The organism is Paenibacillus sp. S-38 (assembly GCF_049942825.1).
GTDB lineage: Bacteria > Bacillota > Bacilli > Paenibacillales > NBRC-103111 > Paenibacillus_G.
On record NZ_CP187970.1, the window covers coordinates 2,018,051 to 2,034,382 of the forward strand.

Annotated in this window: 16 protein-coding genes; 5 read left to right on the top strand and 11 right to left on the bottom strand. The window is 58.6% G+C overall.

All coding sequences use genetic code 11. The features are described 5' to 3' along the window. Positions 1-65 precede the first annotated feature (65 nt). Together ACP26L_RS09620 and ACP26L_RS09625 are read left to right on the top strand one after the other, a co-directional pair. Positions 66-1,499, top strand: coding sequence for a CapA family protein (locus tag ACP26L_RS09620; RefSeq protein ID WP_426452307.1), 1,434 nt, complete (start codon positions 66-68; stop codon positions 1,497-1,499). Between the two features lie 228 nt (positions 1,500-1,727). After that, positions 1,728-2,360, top strand: a complete 633-nt coding sequence (locus ACP26L_RS09625) for a fumarylacetoacetate hydrolase family protein (RefSeq protein ID WP_426452309.1) — start codon at positions 1,728-1,730, stop codon at positions 2,358-2,360. 160 nt (positions 2,361-2,520) lie between these two features. Here the strand turns inward: ACP26L_RS09625 and ACP26L_RS09630 are convergent, their stop codons facing one another. Next, complete coding sequence (locus ACP26L_RS09630; protein ID WP_426452310.1) at positions 2,521-2,646, bottom strand: hypothetical protein; 126 nt, start codon at positions 2,644-2,646, stop codon at positions 2,521-2,523. Between the two features lie 36 nt (positions 2,647-2,682). On the opposite strand from ACP26L_RS09630, the gene ACP26L_RS09635 reads away from it, so the two are divergent. Continuing rightward, positions 2,683-3,510, top strand: a complete 828-nt coding sequence (locus tag ACP26L_RS09635) for a DUF92 domain-containing protein (protein WP_426452312.1) — start codon at positions 2,683-2,685, stop codon at positions 3,508-3,510. A gap of 3 nt (positions 3,511-3,513) precedes the next feature. Here ACP26L_RS09635 and ACP26L_RS09640 read toward each other — a convergent pair whose 3' ends face one another. From ACP26L_RS09640 to ACP26L_RS09670, 7 genes are all read right to left on the bottom strand, one after another. Further along, entirely contained in the window at positions 3,514-3,660 is a 147-nt protein-coding gene (locus ACP26L_RS09640; RefSeq protein ID WP_426452313.1) for a hypothetical protein, read from the bottom strand. A 33-nt stretch (positions 3,661-3,693) separates the two neighbouring features. Then, complete coding sequence (locus tag ACP26L_RS09645; protein ID WP_426452314.1) at positions 3,694-6,162, bottom strand: beta-propeller domain-containing protein; 2,469 nt, start codon at positions 6,160-6,162, stop codon at positions 3,694-3,696. A 300-nt stretch (positions 6,163-6,462) separates the two neighbouring features. Continuing rightward, the gene (locus tag ACP26L_RS09650; protein WP_426452315.1) at positions 6,463-6,804 is read right to left on the bottom strand and encodes a LapA family protein; all 342 of its coding nucleotides are present in this window, start codon (positions 6,802-6,804) and stop codon (positions 6,463-6,465) included. Positions 6,805-6,926: 122 nt separating this feature from the next. Further along, on the bottom strand, positions 6,927-8,720 hold the full coding sequence (pepF, locus tag ACP26L_RS09655) for an oligoendopeptidase F (RefSeq protein WP_426452316.1): 1,794 nt from the start codon (positions 8,718-8,720) through the stop codon (positions 6,927-6,929). Between the two features lie 220 nt (positions 8,721-8,940). Further along, positions 8,941-9,126 (bottom strand): hypothetical protein, encoded by a 186-nt coding sequence (locus ACP26L_RS09660; RefSeq protein ID WP_013915305.1) that lies wholly within the window; start codon positions 9,124-9,126, stop codon positions 8,941-8,943. 304 nt (positions 9,127-9,430) lie between these two features. Then, positions 9,431-10,231, bottom strand: a complete 801-nt coding sequence (locus tag ACP26L_RS09665; RefSeq protein WP_426452318.1) for a YjbE family putative metal transport protein — start codon at positions 10,229-10,231, stop codon at positions 9,431-9,433. A gap of 330 nt (positions 10,232-10,561) precedes the next feature. Beyond that, positions 10,562-10,795 carry a hypothetical protein gene (locus ACP26L_RS09670; protein ID WP_426452319.1) on the bottom strand — a complete coding sequence of 78 codons (234 nt, stop codon included), beginning with the start codon at positions 10,793-10,795 and terminating at the stop codon, positions 10,562-10,564. A gap of 291 nt (positions 10,796-11,086) precedes the next feature. On the opposite strand from ACP26L_RS09670, the gene ACP26L_RS09675 reads away from it, so the two are divergent. Both ACP26L_RS09675 and ACP26L_RS09680 read left to right on the top strand, forming a co-directional pair. Continuing rightward, the gene (locus ACP26L_RS09675; RefSeq protein ID WP_426452320.1) at positions 11,087-11,851 is read left to right on the top strand and encodes a methyltransferase domain-containing protein; all 765 of its coding nucleotides are present in this window, start codon (positions 11,087-11,089) and stop codon (positions 11,849-11,851) included. An 86-nt stretch (positions 11,852-11,937) separates the two neighbouring features. After that, positions 11,938-12,135, top strand: coding sequence for a cold shock domain-containing protein (locus ACP26L_RS09680; RefSeq protein WP_426452321.1), 198 nt, complete (start codon positions 11,938-11,940; stop codon positions 12,133-12,135). 301 nt (positions 12,136-12,436) lie between these two features. Here ACP26L_RS09680 and ACP26L_RS09685 read toward each other — a convergent pair whose 3' ends face one another. The 3 genes from ACP26L_RS09685 to ACP26L_RS09695 all read right to left on the bottom strand — a co-directional run bounded on the left by ACP26L_RS09685 (position 12,437) and on the right by ACP26L_RS09695 (position 16,281). Beyond that, on the bottom strand, positions 12,437-13,084 hold the full coding sequence (locus ACP26L_RS09685) for a nitroreductase family protein (protein ID WP_426454875.1): 648 nt from the start codon (positions 13,082-13,084) through the stop codon (positions 12,437-12,439). A 246-nt stretch (positions 13,085-13,330) separates the two neighbouring features. Continuing rightward, positions 13,331-14,785, bottom strand: coding sequence for a SulP family inorganic anion transporter (locus ACP26L_RS09690; RefSeq protein ID WP_426452322.1), 1,455 nt, complete (start codon positions 14,783-14,785; stop codon positions 13,331-13,333). Positions 14,786-15,177: 392 nt separating this feature from the next. After that, the gene (locus ACP26L_RS09695; RefSeq protein WP_426452323.1) at positions 15,178-16,281 is read right to left on the bottom strand and encodes an efflux RND transporter periplasmic adaptor subunit; all 1,104 of its coding nucleotides are present in this window, start codon (positions 16,279-16,281) and stop codon (positions 15,178-15,180) included. Positions 16,282-16,332 lie beyond the last annotated feature (51 nt).

The window sequence follows — 16,332 nt, forward strand, 5'->3', positions numbered from 1 at the left end:
AGGTTACGATTCAATCGCGTTCGGAGAAGTACAAGCAGGAGAAGGCCAGCAAGTTCAAGAAAACGATGTGGCTGAAGATCGGAGCTTTGGTCGGCGTAACGATAGGCGCTTTCATTTATTTGATCGGCTGGCTCGAAGGGCCCCAGCCGGGAGGCGGCGAGACGCCGGCACAGCAGCAGACGGCGGCCTTGGAGAAGCCGCCGGCAGAACCGGCAAAGGCGGATCAACCGGCGGCAGCGGCGGAAGAGCCGAAGCCGGAGACGATTCCCGTAACGCCCACGGCAGGAGAGAACGGCGGCTTGCTCCCTGCAGCTGGAGCAGGCGATCCGCGCGTCAAGCTGAGCTTTGTCGGCGATGTCATGTTCGGCGGCAGGGTGGAGGACATCGTGAAGAAGAACGGATACGCGTACCCGTTCGAGCAGGTAAAGTCCTATCTGGAGAAGGCGGACCTGACGGTGGCCAACCTCGAGACGCCGATTACGGCAAGCGGCACAGCGCAGTCCAAGGAGTATGTGTACCGTTCTTCTCCTCTGGCTCTGCCGGAGCTGAAGGGGGCCGGTGTGGACCTCGTCAATCTGGCCAACAACCACACGATGGATTATGGCGAGAAAGGGCTGCTGGATACGCTGGACCACCTGGATGCCCAGGGGATTCGGCGCGTGGGAGGAGGCAAGAATGCCGACGAGGCGTACCGCTATGAGGTCGTGGAACAGAGCGGCATGAAGATCGCCTTTCTCGGGTTCTCCGAAGTGCTCCCGGATGCCACCTGGTTCGCGGGTGCCGGCAAACCGGGCCTCGCCGAGACCTATTCGGTGAAGCGGCCGCTGGAGTCCATCGCCAAAGCCCGGGCGGAAGCCGATCTGGTCGTGGTTATCGCCCACTGGGGCGAAGAGCGCGAGGAGCGGATGAACGAGAAGCAGAGGGACTTGGCGCACCAATATATCGATGCGGGAGCCGATCTTATCATTGCGAGCCATCCTCACGTGCTGCAGGGCTTCGAGCAGTACAAGGGCAAGTGGATCGCCTACAGCTTAGGCAATTTTATTTTTACTACGAATTCGAACCCGAACACCCTGGAGAGCATGATTCTCGATGCCTCCTGCTCCAAGGAGCGCAGCTGCGACCTCAGCCTGGTGCCGATACATACCGAATGGGCGCATCCGGTGCCGATGGAGGCGGACAAGGGCAAGAAGCTCTTCGAGAAGCTGACGCGGATCTCCTATAACGCCAAGGTGGATGCCGAGGGGAAAGTAAGTGCAGGAGCGGTCAACGCTTACAAGGCTCCTGCTGTTCCCGTACTTCTTCCGGCCAAGGCGGCGGACAAGAACAGCGCGGTCTCTTCGGGGACCGGAACGTCCTCCAAGACACCGGCCTCCGCGAAGACGGCAGAGTCCTCGAAGAGCAAGGCCACGACAAGCACCAAGACGAAGGAAGGCACCTCCTCGGGAACACAGGGGACGGCCGCGAAGAAGCCGGCTTCAACAACGACTAAGGAATAAAGCGCTAAGCGCGAAGGGCGGCACTCCCAAGCCGGGAGGCTGCCCTTTTTTGAAGGAAATTCACGGCCCCGGCCGGCTGCAGCCCGGATCTTCAAGCAGCGGAACGGCGTTCCGCTGACGCAGTCGGGATGGGGGCGCGGCGTTGTGCTTTGAGAGGGAGAGGTCTATAATGATAGGCAAGTCTAGGTATTTCCTTGGAAATGATTATATAAAAAGGACCGATGCGCAATGAACGAATCCATCCGCAACATTTATTGTGTAGGACGCAATTACGGGCTGCACGCCGCCGAGCTGGGCAATGACATTCCAGAGGAGCCTATGATCTTTACGAAGCCGACGCATGCCCTGACGGCGATCAACGGCGGGGAGATCGCCCTGCCGGAAGGCCGCGGCGAGGTCCACTTCGAAGCCGAGCTTGTGCTGCATGTTGGTCGCGCGTATACGCCTGGCATCACCGTCGACGAGCTCGTCGACCGGATGGCGCTCGGCATTGATTTTACCTTGCGCGATGTGCAGTCCGTCATCAAGAAGAAGGGCCACCCGTGGCTGCCGGCCAAGGGCTTCCTGAACTCGGCCGCGCTGACCGAATTCCGCCCGTTCCCGGGGTTCGAACAGGTGAAGCAGGTGGAGTATACGCTCCAGCGCAACGGGGAAGAGGTGCAGCGCGGTAATCTGGGCGACATGATCTTCAGCCTCCAGGTTATCGTCGATTATATCGCGAAGCATTACGGTCTGGGCGCGGGCGATATCATCTATACGGGAACGCCGGCCGGTGTGGCCGCCGTACAGTCCGGCGACCGCTTCGAGCTCCACTGGGGCGAGACTTCGTTCGGCACCTTCACGGCACGCTTCGGGAACTAAGCCGGCCTTCACAGGAAGACAACAATGGACCGCTTTCCCTAAGGGAGGCGGTCCATGTCACGTTGGCGATCCTGCGAGTGCGCGGGTCAAGACGGACTGGAGCAGCAGCTCTTCCCCAGCGGGGCAAGGAGCCAAACCTTACTCGATCCGCTGTGACCATTTAGCGGCCCATCCCCGCGACGAGCTTCAACAGATGGTCCAAACGCCGTTCGCCGGCAATCGTGGCCGGATCATCGAAGTTCACCTGAAGCGGACTTCGGGTTCGAGTTATCGGTGAAGAATTCATATCCATCCTATCCAAAAAAAGGGGGGTGCCAACCGCATGTCAGATCTGCTTATCGGGCTGCTTGGAAGCGCCGTGATTGCGGGGGCGGCTTATCTCAAGCGTTCGCTCTCCCTCTCGGGCTTCCTGGCGGCCGTGCTGCTGGGGACTCTCATGTATGCTGCGGGCAGCGCCGCCTGGTTCGGCACGCTCATCGCGTTCTTCATCACTTCGTCCCTGCTCTCGAAGTGGAAGGCGAAGCGCAAGGCGGCGGCCGAGGAAGGCTACGCGAAGAGCGGCCGGCGCGATGCGGGCCAGGTACTCGCCAACGGCGGCCTTGGCCTGCTGTTGTGCCTGGGCGCGGTCCTTTGGCCGCATCCGGCATGGTGGGCCGCGTTCATCGGCGTGATGGCCACGGTCACGGCCGACACCTGGGCCACCGAGATCGGCGGCCTCAGCCCCACCGCGCCGCGGTCGATCGTCACGCTCCGCAAGGTAGCGGCAGGCACCTCGGGCGGCGTGACGCCGCTGGGTATCGGCGCCTCCGCCGCCGGCGGCCTCTTCATCGGCGCGGCCGCGTGGGCCCTCGGGCTGCTGTCCGCAGACCCGGCGATTCCGGCCGGTGCCGTGCGTTCGGCCGCCGGACTCTGCGCCATGGGCCTGGCCGGCGGCCTCGCGGGCTCGCTGGCCGACTCGTGGCTCGGCGCGGTATGCCAGGCAATGTACCGCTGCAGCGTCTGCGGCCGGGACATCGAAAAAAACCGCCACTGCGGGGCAGCGGCGGTTCCGGTTCGGGGCTTCTCCTGGATGACGAACGATCTCGTCAACTTCCTGAGCTCGGCGGCCGGCGGTGCGGCGGCCTGGGCGATCAGTTTGGGTATCGCGTAAGGCTTACTCTTCCTCTTTGCGGGAGTAAGCCTTATTCGTAACATAGATCGCCGCGGCGGAGATCGCTAGGGCTATCAGAATCGAGACGATGATAATAAAAGTCACCATAATGGGCGGATGTCCCTCCAGGAATGTAGTTGCTTCTGCCATTGTACCGGATTAGGGTCCGGTCTGCCAAGCTTCTTACCGGCGGGGCTGCCATGGCGGCAGCGGCAGGGCCCGCAGCTCCTTCAAGGTGGCAAGGTCATTCGCTTTTATCATGCCCTGGGAAGCGGAATACAGCGTATCTCCGATATAGAGCAGCCGCTCGACGTTCAGGTCGCTTCCGTACCAGGCGGAGCCTGCGTTTTTCATCGCTTCCTCTGACAGGTGGGTGATCTTCCCGCGCAGCTGGAAGCCCTTCTCCAGATCCAGTCCGTAGATATAGGCGCCCTGGAAGGCGAATTCGCCGTAAGCCTGGGGGGAATCCGAACCTGCCGCCTTCTTGTCCTTGATTTCCATCACGGTGACAGGGAAGGCGAGCAGGTTCTTTTCTTTGGAGAACAGCAGCGCCTTAGGGTTGTGCAGCAGCTCGGATTCCGTTCCCCGGTCCCCGATCGTCTCCTTGAAGAGCTCCTTCGGGTTAGCGGGATCGCTGACGTCGAAGAGGGCAACCTTCATCCCTTGGTAGAAGGCGGCAGGCTCGCCTGTGAAGCCCGTATTGTCGGGCTTCGCCACGACAGCCTCTTTTCCGAAGCCGATCAGGTGATTCTCGTCGTAAGGGTGCAGGTAATCGCTGTACCCCGGAATCTTGAGCTGGCCGAGCGTCTTCGGCGCTGCCGGGTCGGAGAGATCGATCGCGAACAGCGGATCCACCTGCCGGAAGGTGACCATGTAGGCCCGGCTGCCCATATAGCGCACGGAATAGATCCGTTCGCCCGGTGCCAGATCTTCAAGCGTACCGGTGATCTTCATCGCCTCATCCAGCACATAAATGTTGTTCTTGGATGTGCCTTCGTCCGTCCGCCAGGGGCTTCCGGTCGTTGTCGCAATCCGGAAATAGCCGTCATGTTCGTCCATCGAGAACTGATTCAGCGGGTGGCCGGGCACGGTACCGCGGCCCTCATATCGGGTGGTGCCTCCGTCCAGACCGAACTTGTAGATGACGCTGGCGGTCTCTTCGGCGCGGGGCACGGGCAGGGACGACGGGGCGATCCCGCCCATTCCCGGATCGAGCGGAATCGGCATCGGCTGGGCGGCTTGATACTCATTGACGGTTACATACAGATTGGACTCCGACGCATAGACATACTGTCCGGAGCCGAGGTAGCTGGTAACCTGCATTTTCTGGTCGGGGTGCTGCAGATGGATGCCGCCGACGAGCAGGTAATTCGGCTCCACCGCCTTGGGAAAGTAGCGGATATCCTCGAACCCGATGGTGACAAAAGCCTCTCCGGCCGCCGAATCCCGGTACGCCGGTCCCGCTGCGGCCGCCAGCTTCTCCTCGGGCGTAGCGTTCTCGCGCAGCAGCCAGTGGAAGTTCATCGACTTGTTCGTCACAATATAGAGCGAGTCGCCGATCTTGCGGGAGGAGATATAGTTTCCTTCGAGCTCCGTTTCCCTGACGGCCCGAAGCTGCGTACGGTCCCCAAGCTCATAGACGATCGTCTTGGTCGTCGTGCGGTAAGCAGAGGGCCAGGGGGCGATTCGCTTCTCCGCCATAACCGAACTGCTTGGGGAGCCGCTGACGGGCGCGGCATGGGGCTGCTCTTCAGGTCCGCCGAGCGGCACCGGGAGCGCTGCAGCCGGGTAAGTCGTGCTGCCGATCACGACGAGATGGCTCCCATCCACATAGAGCTCCTGCGGATAAAAGTTCGGGTCCTCCCAGTATACGGTGCTGACCACATTCATGGACTCCGCCGGCAGGGCGTCAGTGATCACGATGCGGCTGCGGTTGACCTGGTAGATATACGCTCCGTCCGTCTTGATGACATCGCCTTCATCCACGCCCTCTACCTGCACATTGGTGGTGGAGTATCCCGGCGGGGCGGACGATCCCGATTCGCCGAAGGCTCTGGGAGCGGCGGCAGGTGCCGCGGCGGAATCCGTCTCCGCCAGCTTGCTCTGCAGCTGAATCTTCGCGTCCCGGACCGATATGCCCGCAGCGCCCGGCATTTCCTTCAGCAGCGATTCGAGCTTCTCGAAGGAGCCGATGGTGGGCAGGCTCTTGTCCGCATCGACGATCGATACCTTGCGGTTGAGCGCGTCCCAGTATACATTGAAGCCGAACGCTTCGCTGAAGAAGCGCAGCGGCACCATGAGCTTCTCGCCCTCTGCATAGGGGCTCTGCTCCAATTGCACTTCCACTCCGCCGCGGTAGGCGGTCCTATTGCCCGGCTGCAGCTTGATGGCTGCAGTGCCTTTGGACGCCTCGGCCCACTGCTCCGCCGCGTTCCACTGCACCTCCACGCCCAGAGCCTGCGACAGCTCGCGCAGCGGCACCATCAGCGTGCTGCCCGCAAATGCAGGGGACGTGGTGAAGCGGACATCCTGCCCGTTCAGATTCATGCCTACGGGCGCCGCTTCGGCTGCCGCGCCTGCCTGCGGTCCGGGGCCGGCGCTCAGAAGCAGTGTCAGGGCGAGAAGCCCGGCGGCCAGCTGATTCCTTTTCATGATAGTCCCTCCCTTGTCTGTGAAGCATTCGGATCTCTCTCTTTATCTCTATGGACGCGCTGCCGCGTGAATATGTTTCAGCCGGGGATCCATGGCTTCGCGTTTCTTCAAGGACGAGATGCGTGGGGCTCCTGCAGATTCAGGCCGATGCGGAACCTCTATTTCTTCTCTGCACAAAGAGGCCCTGCGCATGAAAGCGTCAGGGCCGGCGTCCGCTCTGCTTGTCCTGATCCCCATCCATTATAGCAGAAGGGCAGGGGAAGCGGGGGAGCAAAAGGTCACAAAACGGTGCGGTGTAGATTATTTGTCGAGCGATCCCCGCACATCTGCGCTTCCGGGTTCTCCGGCAGGGGGCAGCGGCAGGTCGGACGAAGGGGCCGCGGCAGCTTGTCCGCCCTCGTACTCAGCCACCTTTTTCTCGAGCTGACGGATGTGGCGCTTCAGCTTGAACTGCCGGAAGAGCCCGATGAACCCGGTGATGAGCCCGCCGAGCAGGACGGAGCCCAAGATGACGAGTATGAGCGGAATGTCCCGTTCGCCGAAGACATACTTTACCCGGACGGGATCGACGTTAATGACGGCGAAGACGGCGGTGATCAGGGCGAATAAGAGGGTGAGGATCAGAATCCATTGAGCTTTCATACGGGAAGCACGTTCCTTTCGTCGCTTGCTTTTCAGGTATACCCTTTTATCCCCAAAGGGCTGAGGTTCGAATCCCGCCACAGCAAAAAGGCCGAGCCGGCAGGCGGCTCAGCCCCACACAGTTATGCTTCGGACAGCTTCTCCATCTGCTCGAGCAGGTCCTTGAACACGCTCATCGCCTGCTTGATCGGCTCAGGCGAAGACATATCCACGCCCGCCTTCTTCAGGATGTTCAGGGAGTAGTCGCTGCCGCCGCTCTTCAGGAATCCGAGGTAGCGGTCCACAGCCGGCTGTCCTTCGTCGAGGATCTGCTTCGCAAAGGAGGTCGCCGCCGAGAAGCCTGTGGCATATTTGTAGACGTAGAACGAGTTGTAGAAGTGGGGAATACGCGCCCATTCCATCTCGATATCCTTATCCACAACCATATCCTTGCCGTAGTACTGGACGTTCAGGTTGTAGTAGATTTCGCTGAACAGCTGCGGCGTCAGGGACTCGCCCGCCTCGGCCTTCTCGTGGATGATTTTCTCGAATTCCGCGAACATCGTCTGACGGAATACCGTCGTACGGAACTGGTCCATGTAGTAGGTGAGCAGGTACATCTTTTCCTTCTTGTCGCTGGAATGCTTCAGCATGTAGTCCATGAGCAGCGCTTCGTTCAGCGTCGAGGCGACTTCCGCGAGGAAGATCGTGTACTGCGCATAGCGGTAAGGCTGGTTCGCATCCGAGAGATAGGAGTGAAGCGCGTGGCCCATCTCATGCGTGAGCGTGAACATGCTGTTGAGGTTGTCCTTGTGGTTCAGCAGCACGTAAGGATGCGTGCCGTAGGCTCCCCAGCTGTATGCCCCGTTGCGCTTGCCCTCGTTCTCATAGATATCGATCCAGTGGTTGTCGAAGCCTTCCTGCAGCACCTTGAGATAGTCCGGCCCCAGCGGCCCGAGGCTGTCTTTGACCTTCTTCTTCGCTTCTTCGTACGAGATTTCGAGCTTGTATTCGTCGACGAGGGGGGCGAAGAGATCGTACATGTGCAGCTGGTCCACCTTCATCAGCTTGCGGCGCAGCTCCATATAGCGGTGCATGAGTGGAAGCGAATCATGGACGGCGTCGATCAGGTTCGTATATACTTCCTTGTCGATCTTGTCGCCGAAGAGGGACATCTCGAGGGTGGAAGGGTACTTGCGCGCTTTGGCATAAAAAATATTCTTCGTCACATTCGCCGCGAGCGTGGCCGCAATGGTGTTCTTCTGCTTGCCGTACGTTTCGTACATCGTCTGGAACGCTTCCCGGCGCACCTCGCGGTTGCGGCTCTCGAGGAACTGGATGTACCGGCCGTGGGTCAGCTCGACCTCTTCCCCCTGTTCGTTCTTGACCTTCGGGAACTTCAGGTCCGCGTTGTTCAGCATGCCGTAGATCGTGCCCGGCGCCTGGGAGAGGTTGCCGACCTGCGCGAGCAGGGCTTCTTCGCTTTTGCCGAGGACGTGCTGCTTCTGGCGGATCATTTCCTCCAGCGTACGCTTATAGAACGCCAGATCGGGATGTCCGACGAGGGCCTGAAGCACCTCATCGGAGAGACTCAGAATCTCGGGGGACACGAAGGAGAGGGCTTCGCCGACTTCTACGCTGAGCTTCTTGGATTTATCGGATAAGGCCTGGTATACGGGATCAGCCATGTCTTCGTGGTGCTTCATATTGGCATATACGTACAACCGCTCGGTATGTAGGGAGATGTCATCTTCAAGCTGGAAGACTTCCTTGATCGAGGCCGGATCGGCAAGCTTGCCTTCGAAGCGGCCCACGTCCTTCAAAGCGTCCTTGACCTTCTGGTACTCTGCATCCCAAGCCTCCTGGGAGGCGAACAGGTCTTGAAGATTCCAGCGGTGCTCGGCGGGGACGTCATTGCGTTTGGATAACTGATTCATGGGAGCCCTCCTTATCGGATGTTTAGGTTTCACGGCGGAGCCCGCCTGCGCTGCGGATGAGATCAGCAGTCCGGTCAGCAGGATGCCGCAGAACAACACGAGTAATGCACGCATTGCCGCTCACGCTCCATGGCTAGCAGGATGGGTAGGTCTGGAAACGTTGGTTAGTATAACCGGAGCGCGGCTCAAATATTAGTATAGGGAATTGTCGGCCCTAAGTCTATTGCTGCGGCAGGGAGAAGAAGCTGTAGACCATCATGAAGAACGAGAACGAGATCATCACCAGGGCGATGATGGCGAGCGGTCTTTTGGTTCCCGGGGGAAGGGTGTCCTTCTTCATGATGAGAATCAGTCCCAGCGAGAACGAAAGGATGATGAAGGTTACCACGGATGCGCTGTTGCTCATAAGTTTAATCGGTTCACCTCGGTTTCGGATAAGGGCTCTATCCCCTAGTGTTCGCCAAGAATTCGCGGAATCCTCTCTGGGAGCACGGGGTTTTCGGGGCTCGGGGGAATACGGAAGTCCAGGAGTCGGTGTAAAATGCATGGGTGAGGGACCCGGCGGAAGGCAGCGGACGTCCGCATGGTTATTCCTATGGGGCAGGCCCGGCAAACAGAACGCGCGCCTCTTCCATGAAGACGAACGAAGGCCGGCATCCGATCGGGATGCCGGCCTTTCAGGAATGTGCTGTGAAGTAAAGAGGAGCGAATCAGCCGTTCGGCTTCAGCTTGACGAGCACGAGGCGCCCGTCTTCGCCGCGCTTGGCCTTGAAGCTGTCGTTCGGCTGAATGTCCGCCTCTTGCTCCAATTCCTGGGGAATGGTCAGATGGCCTTTCTCATTGATGGACACGAAAGAGCCGAACAGTTTTTTGCCGTAGCCCGTGGCCAGGACACCGACGACGATCAGGGAGATGAGCACCCACTTCAGAATGCCGTTGTCGGCGAAGAAGGCTTCAACCGAAGGGTCGCCTGTCAGCATGGAACCTGCCGTATAGGCCAGGACACCGGAGCCGATGTAGATGATCCAAGGATACTTCTCAACAAGCTTGATGAACATCGTGCTGCCCCATACCATGATGGGGACGCTGATCAGCAGGCCGAGAACGACGAGAATGAAGTCGCCGTGGGATGCGCCTGCGACGGCCATAACGTTGTCGAAGCCCATGACCCCGTCCGCGATAATGATGGTCCGGATGGCCGGCCACAGCTGAGGCTTGGCTTCCACGGCATGGTCGCTCTTGTCGACGAGCAGCTTGTAGGCAATCCAGACCAGCACCACGCCGCCCACCAGCAGCAGGTACGGAAGCTTTAGCAGCCATACGACGGCGAGCGTCGCAAGCACACGGATGATGACCGCGCCGACCGTACCCCACATGATTGCTTTTTTCTGGTGTTCCTTGGGCAGATTGCGTGCGGCCAGCGCGATAACGATGGCGTTGTCGCCTGCCAGAACAAGGTCGATGAGGACGATGTTCAGCAGCTTGAGCAGAAACTCCAGAGAGAATTCCACGTTCACCACTCCTTCTTCAGTTTGGTAGGTTTTCCTTGCAGCCGGGGAGGTCCCGTTCGCTGATCACATAAAAATGACCCCTACCTGCCGAAGGTAAGGGTCTGGACAAACAAAAAAGACCTTTACCTTGTAGGCAAAGGTCTTGCTAACAACGTTACGTTGCCAATAAAGCCGGGGCTCCGCGAAGAACCCGAATTGACGACTTTTATTGTGGAAGCTACTCCCCTTTGGAGGACACCTTATGTAATTAGCTTCATTATAACGAAGAGCCAAGCCCGCCGTCAAGGCTTATCCGCGTGGATTTTGCACAAAATCAGCTGGCCGGTTTCTTTACACCTGCTTGAAGGCCGCGATAATTTCTTCATATTCTTCCGGGTTGTCTGCGAACTTCTCCTTGGGAAACCGCTCGCCGACCCAGTGCATCATCTCGGGGCGGGAGAGGAAGGTACGGGATTCTTCTCCCCATTGATCGGAGATTTCACGGAGAATCAGCTGTTTGCCGTTGACTTCCACCGTAAGCATGTTCCATTTATCTTTTTTGTAGATCACGTGTTTTTTGATCATAGGGCAGACTCCGTTTCTGCGGCCCGCCGGCGGCGGAGCCGGATATTCAGGAAAATTCCGTAAGGTTCCTGCGCGAAAATGATACCTCAGCCGGGGCTGAAAAGCAAGGCTGTCCAGGAAAAACGAGAGCGGGGCAGGCGGAGCGTCTCTCTCGCTGATCTGGAAAAAAAGGGATTGTAAAATCCTGCCTCCCTATGCTACAATCCGGTGTAAGCTTCAGCATCTGCCGGAGGGCGGATGGGAGCATCGGACGGATAACGAGCCGAGATGAGATGAGGAGAGATGAGAAGCATGACGATGAACCATGAAGCATCCGAACACCTGTCCCCGCAGCAGCAAGCCGGGGAGACAAAGTCGGTTTATGAGCAGGCGGGGGTAGCCATGACCTGCAGGTCTTACGATGAATATCTGCGGATGTTCTCACTGCCGGCCGAACTGCTGGAGGCTGGGCCGATCCTTGATGTCGCCGCGGGAGCTTCTTCATTTGTGGCGGAAGCATCCCGGCGCGGATATCCTGCGTCAGCTGCCGATCCTTTGTACGCGATGACGAAGGATGAGATCGCCGAGCATGGAAGCAGGGAGATCCATGTTTCGACGGAGAAGCTTGGGAAGCTGAAGCATCTCTTCGATTGGAGCTATTACGGGGACCTGGGGCGCCACCGCGCGAACAGGGAGGCTTCGCTGGAACGGTTTTCGAAGGATTTCTCCGCTCGTAAGGAGGAAGGCCGTTATGTGTCCGCGATGCTGCCCCATCTGCCGTACGCGGACGGGAGCTTCGCCCTTGTGCTCTGCAGCCATTTCCTGTTCCTTTATCAGGAGCAGTTCGACTATGAGTTCCATCTGCGTGCGGTGAAGGAGCTGTACCGTGTCTGCAGACCGGGCGGTGAAGTGCGGATTTATCCCGTGTACTCGCTGAAATGGGAGCGGTACGCGGAGCTCGGACGCTTGATGGAGGCGCTTGAGGTTGAAGGGGCCGAGGCGGATCTGCTCCCTTCGAGCCTTCCGTTTATCCCCGGTTCGAGCGAGCTTCTAAGGCTCCGCAAGCCTTCTGTATAAATTGCCCTCAGTTGATTTATCCTGCTAAGGGTGGTATACTTAGCATATTCGCCCAAGATGGCGATACATCTAGGAGGTTGTTTTCATTGAAGGGTACAGTAAAATGGTTTAACGCAGAAAAAGGTTACGGCTTCATCTCTGTTGACGGTGGCGACGATGTATTCGTACACTTCTCCGCTATCCAAGGCGAAGGCTTCAAGACGCTGGAAGAAGGCCAATCGGTTGAATTCGAAATCGTTCAAGGCAACCGCGGTCCACAAGCAGCTAACGTTAACAAACTGTAATTAAACTTATCGTCCGGATCCTGCGAAGGAACGGATTGCATGATATAAGGTTTCTTCCGGAAATCATAACGATTGAACCTCTTGATCTCGCTTCTTGATTTCAACAAGAAAACTTACCGTCACTTGTTTACGGTACTCATTCATGTGCAGATAGTTTTCTTACAATCGTGCCATTATCGTATTTCATAAAGCGGTACCTGGGATGTCATCATCCCGGGTCCGCTTTTTTCTGTTATTGAGGCTGAAACGCAAAAGAACCCCTGGCTCCAAAACCCAAGCCAGAGGTTCCACCAAAACAAATTTACTCCACGATCGTCAGGATCTCATCGACCGGTTTGCGGGCCAGGCGGGCCGGACGCTCGGAAGGATAGCCAAGGGCGATGACCATGTTCACCTGACATTCCGGGCGGATGTCGAGCACCTCGCGCAGCTGCTCTTCCGCGAGCAGAACCGGACCGGTCATCGGGCAGGTGCCGAGTCCCTTGGCATGGGCGGCGAGCATCAGGTTCTGCGCGGCAAGGCACGAGCTCTTGATGCCTTCCTCTGCCCATACCGAATCGTCTACGAGCTGGACCGGATCGAAGATCCGCTCACGGAACTTCGAATTGTACGGCGTAGCGAGGCAGACGAGGAGTACAGGAGCGTCGGAGAAGGCGGTGGCGTAAGGGCCGAAGGACTTTACAAGCAGGCGCCCCTCCTTGCTCAGCCCGCGTTCCTCAGCCTGTGCGGCTCTGCGGTGGAGCTGCTCCCAAGTAAGGCGCTCGATTTCTTTGATCTTCTCGCGATTGGTCACCGCGATGAATTCCCAAGTCTGGGAGTTGGTATCGCTTGGAGCATACCGGGCACAGTCGATAATGTCACGGATATCCTCGACGGAGACGGGCTGCTCGGTATATTTGCGGATGCTGCGGCGGTCGAGCAGCACCTCCTTGAAGTCTTCGAAGGCCATGGCGGCAGGGGTAGTCGGGTTCATGAGTAAGTTCATCCTCTCGAAAAGCTTGGACTCGGGTTGGGTATGATGCTGCTTGGTACTTGGTGCTAAGATCTGCTATCCAATTATACCTCTACAAGCAGAGGATGACAACAAGGGATGCCAATAACGCAAAACCGCCTTCGGCTCGGAAGGCGGTTTGGTTTTTTATAGTAAGACGGTAAGAGAGCTTTGTGTAAATAAAGTCTGCGGGGACTTCCCAGGTTAGTGCGCACCGGAGGTTCCGAGGCCTGTACGCTTCAGCAGCACTTGGCTTTCTTCATTGAGTCCGGTAAGCTTCACCGACTTGCCTGCGAGCTCGTACTTCGCTGTCACCTTGGCCAGCGCGTTGACAGCCGAGTGGTCCCAGAGATGCGAGTGGGAAAAATCAATGACAACCTCCACGGGGTCCTGCTCCGCATTGAAACCATCGAGGAAGCCGGATACGGTGCCGAAGAACATTTGGCCATGGACCGTGTAATGCTTGACGCCCTTCGCATCGGTGATGCTGGTTGTCCTAATCCGGGCGATCCTCCAGGCGAAAATGACGGCGCTGAGGAGAACCCCGGCGAAGACGCCCTTGGACAGGTCATGGGTAGCTACAACGATGACCACCGTGACGATCATGACCAGGGAGTCGCTGTAGGGAATGCTGCGGATGCGGCGCAGGGAAGACCAGTCGAACGTGCCGAAGGAGACCATGAACATGACGCCGACCAAGGCGGCCATCGGAATCTGCTTCACCACATTCCCGAGCACTATGATGAGGAAGAGCAGGAAGACGCCGGCCACGAAGGTGGACAAGCGGCTTCTTCCGCCAGACCTGACGTTAATCACCGATTGGCCGATCATCGCGCAGCCCGCCATGCCGCCGAAGAAGCCGGTGGCGATATTGGCGATCCCTTGTCCGCGGACTTCGCGGTTCTTGTCGCTGCGCGTACCCGTCATGTCGTCGAGCAGAGTTGCGGTCAGCAGTGACTCGAGGATCCCTACGACTGCCAGAGACAGGCTGTACGGGAAAATAATCATCAGCATCTCCATGGTCAGAGGAACCTGAGGAAGATGGAAGACGGGCGGTGCGTTCGTGATTTCGCCCATGTCGCCGACGGTTCTGACGTCGAGGCCAAGCGAAATGACCAGCACGGATACAAGAATGATAGCGGCCAAGGCCGAAGGGAACGCTTTGGTGATGCGCGGCAGCCCGTAAATAATAGCGAGCGTCAAGCAGACCAGGGCATACATCAGCCATCCCTGCCCTGTAAAGTGAACCAGCTGCGCCATGAAGATCAGAATCGCCAGCGCGTTCACGAAGCCGGTCATGACCGAATGGGGGACGAAGGTGATGAATCGGCCCAGTTTAAGCATCCCCATGATCCACTGGAGAATACCGGCGAGCACGGTGGCGGCGAACAGGTACTCGATGCCGTGGTCCTTCACGAGGTTCACCATGAGCAGAGCCATGGCCCCTGTAGCGGCGGAGATCATGGCGGGCCGTCCGCCGAAGATCGACACGAGGACGGCGATGCTGAACGAAGCATACAGACCTACCATCGGGTCCACGCCGGCGATGATCGAGAAGGCGATGGCTTCGGGGATGAGGGCCAGCGCTACCGTGATGCCGGACAGAAGATCCGCGCGGGTATTGCTGAACCAGTGATTTTTCAGTTGTTGGGCAAGCAAAAGAAACCCTCCTTGATGATAAAAAAAGATAAATGTGACTTTCCACTCTCAGAAAAGTCGGGGCCGATGTCCAATAGTCCCGATTATACAAGAAGGGGAAAGCGGGTTCAAGGCGGACAAGATTAGTGTAAGCGCAAACATCCGGATTGTTCTCGAGCAGCCTCCCGTTTTCTTGAAAAATCGTACGCCGAAGAACCGTATCCTTCCTGGATACGGTGGAGCAGGTATGGCAGCTATGGCAGGTATGACATTATGTAACGGATGCAGTGCCGACGGTCCAGCTTTGGTAAGACCGCGACATCATGCCGGAGAAGATGAATGCTTGTGAGCCTGGTTCTGCAGCAGTCCTGCTCTGCGGTATCCGACTAGAGGAGCGCTGCAGTATGCCGTGTCTACTGGAGCACCACGGTTTCCCCCTCCGCGACTCCCTCCGCGATCTCCGTCTTCTCCGGCGTCTCCAACCCCAGCTTGACCGCCCGGCGTTCGGCGGCCCCCTGCGCTCCCCGGATCATGACATACGGGCCTTCCTTGTCCCGCTGGACAGCCAGCGTGGGGACCGTGAGCACGCTGCTCTTGCGCCCCGTCTCGATCGTAGCCGTGAGGCTGAGTCCGGCGATCAGCCGCTCATGGGGCTCCAGCGAGATGACAACCTCGAACGGTGCCGCAGTCGTTGTGCCTGCCGTTCCCGAAGAGCTGCCGTTGTCGGCGGCCTTCGCGAATTTGGAGAGGCGTTCGACTTTGCCCTTCAGCTTCACATCCTTTAAGGCGTCGACCTGTACTTCGGCGGTCAGCCCTTCCTGGATGCTGAACAGGTCGAACTCGCTGACCATGCAGATCAGCTGCAGCTTCGTCACGTCGACGATCCGGCCGATGCGCTCATGCTCCTTGACCGATTCGGGCTCCTTCGTATCGTCGAAGAGGAAGATGCCGGCTTCGGGCGCATGATAAGCCGCTCCGGCCAGCTTGCTCATCTTCTCCGCCAGCTGCGCCCGGGTATGCTCCAGCGTCAGCGCTCCGATCTCCTCTGTGATACGAACGCTCTCGGCATTGGCGAACCGTTCTTTGGCCTCCGCTTCGGAGAGCTGCGCTGCGTCCGCTTGTGCGCCCTGGGCCGACTGGCGGAACCGGGCGAGCCGACTCTCGAGCTCCTGCTTCTTCGCGCCGGTCTGCAGCTCTGCGATTTCATTGCGCAGGAGCGTATCGTCCAGGCGGAACAGCAGGTCTCCCTTGGCCACCTGGGCCCCGTCCTTCACCGCCCATGTCTTCACTTCCGCTCCGAAGGGGGCATTGACATAGGTCTCCTGTTGGTAGGAGGATTTGCCCTTCACCTCCACGGTGGAGATGATGTCTTCCCTCGTAACGGGGAATATGATGGCCGGTACGGCGGCGGGGGCGGCCTGCCGGTCGCCCGAAGGATGGCTCAGGCTGTAGAGCAGGGCGGTAACGCCCAGCGCAAGGACGGCGGCGCTTCCCGCCAGCCATTTCTTTTTGCTCATTAGTCCGACTTCCTTTCTGTACAATTCCACGTCCCGTGACAGATTGCAGGG

Coding starts and splice junctions, on each gene's coding strand:
- ACP26L_RS09620 (WP_426452307.1), top strand. CDS start 66: ATGTGGCTGAAGATCGGAGCTTTGGTCGGCGTAACGATAGGCGCTTTC.
- ACP26L_RS09625 (WP_426452309.1), top strand. CDS start 1,728: ATGAACGAATCCATCCGCAACATTTATTGTGTAGGACGCAATTACGGG.
- ACP26L_RS09630 (WP_426452310.1), bottom strand. CDS start 2,646: ATGAATTCTTCACCGATAACTCGAACCCGAAGTCCGCTTCAGGTGAAC.
- ACP26L_RS09635 (WP_426452312.1), top strand. CDS start 2,683: ATGTCAGATCTGCTTATCGGGCTGCTTGGAAGCGCCGTGATTGCGGGG.
- ACP26L_RS09640 (WP_426452313.1), bottom strand. CDS start 3,660: ATGGCAGAAGCAACTACATTCCTGGAGGGACATCCGCCCATTATGGTG.
- ACP26L_RS09645 (WP_426452314.1), bottom strand. CDS start 6,162: ATGAAAAGGAATCAGCTGGCCGCCGGGCTTCTCGCCCTGACACTGCTT.
- ACP26L_RS09650 (WP_426452315.1), bottom strand. CDS start 6,804: ATGAAAGCTCAATGGATTCTGATCCTCACCCTCTTATTCGCCCTGATC.
- pepF (WP_426452316.1), bottom strand. CDS start 8,720: ATGAATCAGTTATCCAAACGCAATGACGTCCCCGCCGAGCACCGCTGG.
- ACP26L_RS09660 (WP_013915305.1), bottom strand. CDS start 9,126: ATGAGCAACAGCGCATCCGTGGTAACCTTCATCATCCTTTCGTTCTCG.
- ACP26L_RS09670 (WP_426452319.1), bottom strand. CDS start 10,795: ATGATCAAAAAACACGTGATCTACAAAAAAGATAAATGGAACATGCTT.
- ACP26L_RS09675 (WP_426452320.1), top strand. CDS start 11,087: ATGACGATGAACCATGAAGCATCCGAACACCTGTCCCCGCAGCAGCAA.
- ACP26L_RS09685 (WP_426454875.1), bottom strand. CDS start 13,084: ATGGCCTTCGAAGACTTCAAGGAGGTGCTGCTCGACCGCCGCAGCATC.
- ACP26L_RS09695 (WP_426452323.1), bottom strand. CDS start 16,281: ATGAGCAAAAAGAAATGGCTGGCGGGAAGCGCCGCCGTCCTTGCGCTG.